The following is an 8,042-nucleotide window of genomic DNA, read 5'->3' as shown; positions in this document are numbered from 1 at the left end:
GCCGTGGATGCCATCGAGCGGCTTGCCATCCGGGGCGCGCCAGCCCTCGGGGCCTTCGGGGCGCTTGCGCTGGTTGTCGGCCTCGACGAGGCGCAACCCGGTTCGCTGGGTGACGCCGGTGCGGTGCTGGAACGTTTCAGGACCGAGATCGGCGACGCCCGCCCGACCGCGGTCAACCTGCGATGGGCAGTGGACCGCACGATCGATGCCGCGCTGGCTGCCGCCGGTTCGTTCGGCTCGAGCGACAACACGGGCGATGGCAGCGCCAGTGAGCAGGGCAACACCGGCGACAGCGGCAGTGCAGGCAGCGTTGCCGAGCTGCGCCGGCGGCTGCTGGATGAGGCCCTGGCCATCGGAGCGGAAGATGCTCGGGCGTGCGCCGAGATCGGACGGTTCGGCCGCGAGCTGCTCGCCGACGCCACTGTCATTGCGACGCACTGCAATGCAGGACGGCTCGCCACGGCGGGCACGGGCACGGCACTGGGCGTCGTGTACGCGAAAGCCGCGGGGGGCGAACCGGTGCGTGTGCTGGCCGCCGAGACCCGCCCGCTGCTGCAGGGTGCACGGCTCACCGCCTGGGAACTGGCCGACGCGGGCATTGATGTGTCGGTGGTCGCCGATGCCGCGATGGCGTCGCTGATCGCGGGTGGTGCGGTGGACGCGGTAGTCGTGGGCGCGGATCGCATCGCTGCCAACGGCGACACGGCCAACAAGGTCGGCACGCTGGCGCACGCGCTCGCTGCCGCGGACGCTGGCATCGGCTTCTATGTCGCCGCCCCGACCACCACGATCGACGCAGCGCTTCCATCGGGCGAGTGCATTGCCATCGAGCAGCGGAACCCCGACGAGGTGCACCACGCCGGAGGGACGCGTCTGACCCCTACGGAAGCCGTCGCCATCAATCCCGCATTCGACGTGACGCCCGCCCGCCTGATCACGGCGATCATCACCGACGCCGGCGTGTTGCGACCGCCGTACGACCGGTCCATTGCTCAGGCGCTGGCTGCAGCCGGAGACGACATGCGGGAGTCAGTCGAATGAAGGGCACAAGCGAATATCCGCCGGTGGCGTTGGGCTCGGCCCAACCGGGGAGAGGCCGGTGCTGAACCGCTGGGACGACGCTGAGGCGGCACGCTGGGCCGAGCTGGGTGACCTCGGCGAGATCACCTACGGCTCGCGCGTGGTGGGCGCCGATCCAGCGCTGGTGCTGCACGGCGGCGGCAACACGTCCATCAAGGGCCACAGCACCGACGCCTGGGGCGAACCGGTCCCGACGCTGTGGGTGAAGGGCAGCGGCTGGGATCTCGCGACCATCGAACCGCCCGGCTTCGCACCGCTTCGCTTGGAGCCCGTCCGGCGCCTGGCCGAGCTGGCGGAGCTGAGCGACACCGAGATGGTGAACCAGCTGCGGATCCAACTGCTCGACGCCAGCGCTCCGAACCCGTCGGTGGAGGCGATCCTGCATGCGCTGCTGCCCCACCGCTCGGTGCTTCATAGTCATGCCGACGCCGTGCTGGCACTCACCAACACCGCCGACGGCGACGGGCGGGTGCGCGAGCTGTGGGGCGACCGGGCTGTCGTGGTGCCCTACGTGATGCCCGGTTTCGATCTGGCCCGTCGCTGCGCGGACGAATGGCAGGCGCAGGCCCACGACGGCACCGAGGCGATGGTCCTGCTCAACCACGGCATCTTCACCTTCGGCGAGACCACGCGCCAGGCATACGACTCGATGATCGACCGGATCAGCGAGGCCGAGCAGTGCCTCGCAGAAGCGGGCGTGACATCGTTCGGCGAGACCGGCGACGACAGCCTGCTGCAAGAACTGTGGGGCAGCGCCGACGCCGGGGCTCTGACGGCGGACCAAGTCGAAACGGTGGCCGAGCTGCGTGCAGAGATGTCGGCCGCGGCGGGCGTACCGATGCTGCTGCGGGCCGTGCATGACGAGCGGGCAGCAGCGTTCTGCGCCCGCAACGACCTGGTTTCGGTGGCACAGCGAGGGCCGGCGACGCCCGATCACATCATTCGCACCAAGCAGTTCCCGATGGTGGGCCGCGACGTGGATGCCTTCATCGAGGGTTACCGCGCGTACTTCGAGCGAAACTGCGGGCGTCACGCCGACGGCGCATCGCAATCCGATCACAGATCCGACGAGGAAGGCAGTTCGCAGACCTCGCTCACGATGCTCGACCCAGCACCGCGTGTGGTGCTCGATCCCGAACTCGGGCTGTGGACCGCGGGCCGCCGCGCAGCCGACTGCGACATCGCTGCGGACATCTACCTGCACACGATCGACGTCATCAGCGCCGCAGAGGCTCTCGGGGGCTACGTCGCGCTCAGCGAAGCCGACCTGTTCGACGTGGAGTACTGGGAGCTCGAGCAGGCGAAGCTGGCGCGGGCCGGCGCGCCAGCTGGCTTGGCCGGCCAGGTGGCGCTCGTGACGGGTGCTGCTTCGGGCATCGGACAGGCCGCAGCCGCGGCGTTGGCCGCAGCCGGAGCGGCAATAGTCGGCATCGATATCGACATCGGCATCACGCACGACGATGACGGCGACAGCGACCGGCCGTCAGCACTGCACGGTTCGGCATGGCTCGGAATCGAGGCCGACGTCACCGATGCCGGAGCGGTGACCGAAGCGGTTGCCAGCGCAATCGAGCGCTTCGGCGGCATCGACATCGTGGTAGCGGCGGCCGGCATCTTCGGCCCGTCGGCGCCGCTGGAAGAGCTCGTTGATGACTCCGGCCTCGGCACGGCATGGCAGCAGACATTCGACATCAACGTGAGCGGCGCGGCGAACACCCTCGCCGCGGTTCATCGGGTGGTGCGGCACTCGCCGGCCGGAGGTCGTGTTGTCATCGTCGGTTCGAAGAACGTGCCCGCACCCGGCAAAGGCGCAGCGGCCTACTCGGCATCGAAAGCAGCGCTGACGCAGCTCGCCCGTGTGGCAGCGCTCGAATGGGCGCCCGACGGCATCACCGTCAACGTCGTGCATCCTGACGGCGTGTTCGACACGGGGCTGTGGTCGGACGAGCTCATCGCCCAGCGCGCTGCCAGCTACGGGCTCACCTCCGAGCAGTACCGGCGGCGCAACCTGCTGGGCCGCGAACTGGCGTCACCCGACGTCGGCGCGCTGATCGCCCAAATGTGCGGCCCGGCGTTCGCCCACACCACCGGCGCCCAGATCCCCCAGGACGGCGGCAGCGACCGAGTCATCTAGCCGGGCCGACCCCTCCTATCCGCTACGTGCGCGACGCGACGCGCGAACGTGGGGAGTGCACGCCCGCAAGTGGAGGTGCGCCGTGGAGCGCGCGGACCTGACCGAGTTGCACTACATCTGCCATATGAACAACTTGCCGTCAATTCTCGCGAACGGCATCCTCAGCCATAGGCACGCTCAACGACACCACCCGACCCGAATCGCGAACGAAGATGTCCAAGGCCGACGTGCTAGGACGACGGTGCCGGGCGGCCGTCCGTTACACGACTACGTGAATCTGTATCTCAATGCACGCAACCCGATGCTGTATCGGGTCACCGACGGCGGTAACGACGTAGAACATCTGTGTGTGTTGTCAGTCTCGACGCAGGTACTTGACCACGACGACGTGGTGCTGACCGACGGAAACGCTGCCTCGGGTCCGACGGCGTTCCGCTCGGTGTCCAGCGGCTTGGCTGCGATCGAGCGTCAACGCGTCTTCGCCCAGAATTGGAACCATGCAGATCCGTTGGAGAAGCGAGAGCACCGACGGGTGATGTGTGCTGAAATCCTTGTGCCAAGATCCGTCGACGCTGCGATGATCTCGGGCGTCTACGTCGCCAGTGACCGGATCGCTGCCTCAGTCTCGGCTAGCGTTGCGAACGTTCGCGCGATCGTCAAGGAGTCTCTCTTTTTTCGTTGATGCGAGTAGGCACGAACAAGGCAGGAAGCACAGCCGGGGGGACAGCGTGATTCATCTCACGACAGGCGATGTGCTCTCGGCCAATGCTCAGACGCTCGTCAACACGGTCAATTGCGTAGGCGTAATGGGCAAAGGCGTCGCGCTGGGCTTCAAGCAGCGGTTTCCTGAGATGTTCCGCGACTACGCCGAGCGATGCCGAGAAGGCTTGGTGCGGCTTGGAGAACCGTACCTCTTCAGACCACTCGTCGAGCCTTGGATACTCAACTTCCCTACTAAGGACCATTGGCGATCTGTGTCACGGCTCAGCGACATTGAGGCGGGACTCGACTACCTCGCATCCCATCTCACGCAGTGGGGCATCACGTCGATGGCAGTGCCTCCTCTCGGCTGTGGCCAGGGCGGTCTCGACTGGCCAACTGTGGGACCCGTGCTGTACCGCCGGCTCGAGGAGTTGGCAATCCCGGTGATTCTCTACGCGCCCCAAGACACGCCCGTCGAGCAGGTCTCCAGGGAGTTCCTGATGGAAGGCGGTGGCGGAGCAGCGACCGATCCCGATTCGAACATTCCGGCAGCCTGGATGGCTCTGGCAGTGATCATCCGCAAGCTAGAGCGAGAGCGTTATGCGGCACCTGTCGGACGAACTTCGTTTCAGAAGCTCGCGTACTTCGCGACCGTCGCAAGTGTTCCTACTGGCCTTGAGTTCGAGCAACGAAGCTACGGACCGTTCGCCAACGGACTCAAGTCAATTCAGACGAGGCTTATCAACAACGGAATTCTGGCGGAATCCAAGGTGGGCCGAATGTTCGAGGTTCACACAGGTGCCGCGTACCGCGATGTGGTACGCCGCCGCCAGCATGAAATCGAAGTGCACATCGAAGCGATCGAGCGCACGGCTGATCTCATGCTCCGCGTCGACACAAAGCGGGCTGAAGCCTACGCGTCGGCGCACTTCGCGGCCGTTCTGTTAGCTCACGACAAGGGCGGGCGGCCGACTGAGGCCGAGGTGCTGGCGCAGGTCATGCGCTGGAAGTCACGACGCCGCCCACCTCTGGCCGAAGAGGACGCTGCCGACGCGATCCGCAGTTTGAGCATGCTGGGTTGGCTTGACGCGGAATTCAGCGAGACACTCCCGGCGCACGACGACTTTCCTGATACCGAGAGCGCTGCAGCGTAGGCACCTGCAGGCCACCGGCTGAATCTGACAAGCAGCTAGAACTGGCGGGCGTCGATGGTGACGCCGGCGTCTTGGGCTAGAGCGCGGAGTGTTTCGATATCGGCGGGCTCGGCCGTGAGCGTGATCTGAGTGCTTTGTGTGATGTGCTGGATCTCGTTGTTCTCGAAGCCGTCTTCGATGCGGTTGATGATCTCGCGCAACAGGTTGACGAGGCTGTCCCGGTCTACCTCCGGCCCGAGGCTCGTGTTGGCGGTCAGCGAGAGCTGCCAGTGCTGGGCTGGCGGCGGTGGCGGAGTCGGCGTGGGTGGGGTGGGCTGAGGCTGCGCCGGGGTGACGACATCGGGCGGGGCAGGTTCGGGTGCTGGACTGGGGGCTTCGGGCACCGTCGCGCGCCGGAGGCGCACGGTACGAGAGGCCAGATTGATGTCGCCGCGGTCGTGAACGGTGTACACGTTGTTGCCGTCGTCGATGAGTTCGACATCACCGCGACGGACGGCTTCGTAGATGGCCTCGGACAGCTCACCTGCTCCAGTAGGCAGCAGTGGCTTGTGCGGGTTCGACCAGAAGCTGTCGCGGACCTCGGCGAGTGGCACGCCGTAGTCACTGTCGCGCAGGTTGTGCATCAGAGCGCTGTAGCCGAACTCACCGACTTCGAACGCCTTGCTCTCGTCGCGCAGCAATGCCCACACGTGAGCTCCGTTCAAGGCGTCCTGCTTGTCGGTTGCGAGCCGTACGAAGCGCTCTTCCCGTTCGAACTCGCCCTTCGGTGCGAGGTATGCGATGTGGCGGTAACACAGCTTGACCCGAGCATCGAGCGCCTTGAGCGCTTCGGCGGCGTCCCGCTTCGCTTGGGCAGCCATGTCGTCGTCGGCTTGGACGGCAGGAAGCTCGGCCACACGCTTGCGGGCCAGCCACTCCGAGGCGAGGCCTCGGGCCTGCGCCCGAGTGGCCGTGTTGGCGACTGCAAATACAGCCGACGATGCCCACTGCACGCTCATGGGCGACGAACCCCGGCCCATCGCGGCTGCGATTGCCTCGCGGGTCACCGTGTCGTCGCCGTTGAACAGCGAGAACCAGCGCGAGTCCAGGATCACCAGGCGCGTCTGGTGCTGCCGGTCGATGCCGGCCTGTCCGATCACGTCGCGTGCCGCTGCAAACGAAACGCCCTCTGGAGGGACATCGCCGCCATCGACAGAAACGACGTCACCGAAGGGGCCCGAACTCGTCAGCGCAAACGCGCGCTCCGTGACGGCCTGGTCACGGTCGGCCTCGCTGACCGCCTGTTTCTCGGCTTTGGTGAGCATCCCGAGCGTCTTGCGAGTCTCGACGACCCACCGCTTAGGACTGCTGCCTCGACCCGCAATCGAGTCCACCGAGGCCATGCCCGCATCGGTTTCCAGCAGCTCAACAGCCACCGCCTCGGCATCGCCAGCGCCGTAGCCGCTGACCGGCACGAACGACGCAGCGTGCAGTTCCGCCTCGGTCGCACCCCGAGCACCGTTCGCTCGGGGACACAGCGACCGGACGAACAGCGCTGTAGCCATCCGTTCCGCTGATCGCGGATTGTCGTTGCTCCAGCCCTCGGTGCGAAGCGCGTCTAGCCGACGTGCTACACCCCGGTCCGGATTGTGCTGATCAACGATGTCGACGCTCGCGACCTCGCGCAAGTTCGACAGGGTCCGGTGATCGGCCACCAAACCGGAACTGAGCAGCGAGTCGCGTACCTGATGTGACTGCAAGGGCAGGTCGCCACTATCGATCAGTTCCGGAACCCATTCGCCGTCGGAAGCCCGACGCGACTGCTCATAGGCAGTCGACGCGAAGAGGCGGATGGTGGAACGGACACGCTGGAAACCGGCATGCTGCGCCCACTCGTTCTCGGCGAGGGCAATCAGGCTGGGATGGAACGGAAAGCAGCGGGCCACGGCGTCACGAAACGCGGCGCCTGTCGGCCCGCCAAGCTTGTCGAACACCTTGGTCGCCCACGGACCTCGCATGTGCTCGGTGAAACGGTCCGCGACGTGGTCGGTCTCGGCACGGGGCGGCAGGCGTTCGAACAGCCGCCGTTGGATGATCTCAGCGAAGTCGCCGCCGCCCGTTACCGCCGTTGTACGGCCGTTGCGGGTCAGCAGCGCCTCCAGTTCGGTTTGGCACTGGGCACCCGCTTCGTTCAACGCCATGTCGTCTTGGTCCGACGCGATCATCACCACCACGACGACACAGTTCGGCACGTCGTTCACGACATCGAGCAACGCCCGAAGGAACGCCATCTCACGCAGTGCACCGTCGGGATCGTTGGCCGCCGCCAGCCGGATGTAGTCCATGATCTCGTCGACCAGGATGAGCACCGGCCGACCGGTACTCCGCAGCGCCTCGGCTAGATGCTTCTTACTGGTGATGTGCTCCTTGAACTGGTCGTAGCGGTGCCCGTCCTTGTCGAAGAGCCGCCACAAGAACCGCTCGCCGAGCAGTTGCGCAGGGCCGAAGTCTTCGCTCGCAGCAGTGGTGTTGTCGCAATCAAGCACAACGCAGACCGGGCTGCCGAGGTCGGGTCGCACGTTGCCATCACCGGCGATCTCTCGCGCCGATGCGAATACCTCTCGGCCCAAATCGGTCGGTGCCAGCTCAGTGGGATGAGCGGCGAGATGCCAGAGGCCGATCAACCCATGTGACTTGCCCCCGCCCATCGCTTGGTCGAGTCGCCATACGGCAGCTGTCTGCGTTGATCCCTCCACACCGAGTCGCACAGCAACCCGTGCCATGAGCTCGACGAGGTCACCCGTCGGGTGAGTAATCGCGCCGAAGTACGACGGTGACGCGTATGGCGTCTGATTGGACTCGATGCCAGCCACGCCGAACACGGCGTCGTGCAGTGACATCTGCACGTCGTCTACCGCACCATCGCTGCGCGTGACCTCTGGACGCAAGGCGACGGTTTCCCACCACGGATGCGCTTGGGTACTCGCGTTCAT

General features: G+C 66.0%; 5 protein-coding genes. 4 read left to right on the top strand and 1 reads right to left on the bottom strand.

The window, feature by feature from the left end; genetic code table 11:
* The 4 genes from mtnA to ACOGW9_RS02720 form a co-directional block, all read left to right on the top strand.
* Positions 1–1,041, top strand: a 1,041-nt coding sequence (gene mtnA / locus ACOGW9_RS02735; protein WP_419908125.1) for an S-methyl-5-thioribose-1-phosphate isomerase, incomplete at its 5' end; no start/stop codon positions are given.
* A 58-nt stretch (positions 1,042–1,099) separates the two neighbouring features.
* A complete protein-coding gene (locus ACOGW9_RS02730) occupies positions 1,100–3,214 on the top strand; it encodes a bifunctional aldolase/short-chain dehydrogenase (protein WP_419855066.1) in 2,115 nt (704 codons plus the stop codon).
* An 82-nt stretch (positions 3,215–3,296) separates the two neighbouring features.
* Entirely contained in the window at positions 3,297–3,896 is a 600-nt protein-coding gene (locus tag ACOGW9_RS02725) for a DUF4433 domain-containing protein (RefSeq protein ID WP_419908123.1), read from the top strand.
* Between the two features lie 46 nt (positions 3,897–3,942).
* Complete coding sequence (locus tag ACOGW9_RS02720; protein ID WP_419855064.1) at positions 3,943–5,070, top strand: macro domain-containing protein; 1,128 nt, start codon at positions 3,943–3,945, stop codon at positions 5,068–5,070.
* A gap of 35 nt (positions 5,071–5,105) precedes the next feature.
* Here the strand turns inward: ACOGW9_RS02720 and ACOGW9_RS02715 are convergent, their stop codons facing one another.
* Positions 5,106–8,042 (bottom strand): DUF499 domain-containing protein, encoded by a 2,937-nt coding sequence (locus ACOGW9_RS02715; RefSeq protein WP_419855063.1) that lies wholly within the window; start codon positions 8,040–8,042, stop codon positions 5,106–5,108.

The sequence above is a fragment of the Candidatus Poriferisodalis sp. genome (genome assembly GCF_965203655.1).
Lineage (GTDB): Bacteria > Actinomycetota > Acidimicrobiia > Acidimicrobiales > Poriferisodalaceae > Poriferisodalis.
This window is presented reverse-complemented; position numbering and strand designations above follow the sequence as displayed.